Raw genomic sequence first — 480 nt, 5'->3', positions numbered from 1 at the left:
ATTGACGCCGATGCGGTCCTTGACGCTCGCGATCGGGTTGAAGAACTCGAGCTTCAGCAGAATCTCGGCCTCGATGCCCCGCTCCTTCGGCAGGCGGATGAGGCGCACCAGCGGCGTGTTGCCGATGGTCTCCGTGATGGAGCCGTAGACGCGGCCGTGGCCGGGCTTGCGGGTCGAGGTCTCGGTCATGCGGGTCTCCTTCGCGGGGGCCTTCAGTCCGGCGCCGCCCGTCAGGGGCGCCGTCCCGGGTCTGGCGCCGGGATATCGCGTCGCTTCCGGCAGAGCAACGGCCAAGATCCTCAGATCAATATCGATTTTCTCCCCGTGGGTGGTCTGGCCCGCGCGCGTAGAAGCTTCCTTCTGCCAAGGGCCTCAGCCGGGAAAACTTGTTCTCAAGCGCTCGCCTCGCGCCAGGCCGTCAGGAAGCCCTCGGCCATCACCTCCACCCCGAACAGATCGACGATGCGGGCCCGCGCAGCC

General features: G+C 67.1%; 1 protein-coding gene. It reads right to left on the bottom strand.

Annotated features, from left to right (window positions below; translation table 11 throughout):
• On the bottom strand, positions 1 to 189 hold a 189-nt coding region (locus ACLBXP_RS25235), incomplete at its 3' end, for a pyridoxal-phosphate dependent enzyme (RefSeq protein WP_447670586.1).
• Between the last annotated feature and the right edge of the window lie 291 nt (positions 190 to 480).

It is taken from the genome of Methylobacterium sp. A54F (assembly GCF_053346035.1).
This window is presented reverse-complemented; position numbering and strand designations above follow the sequence as displayed.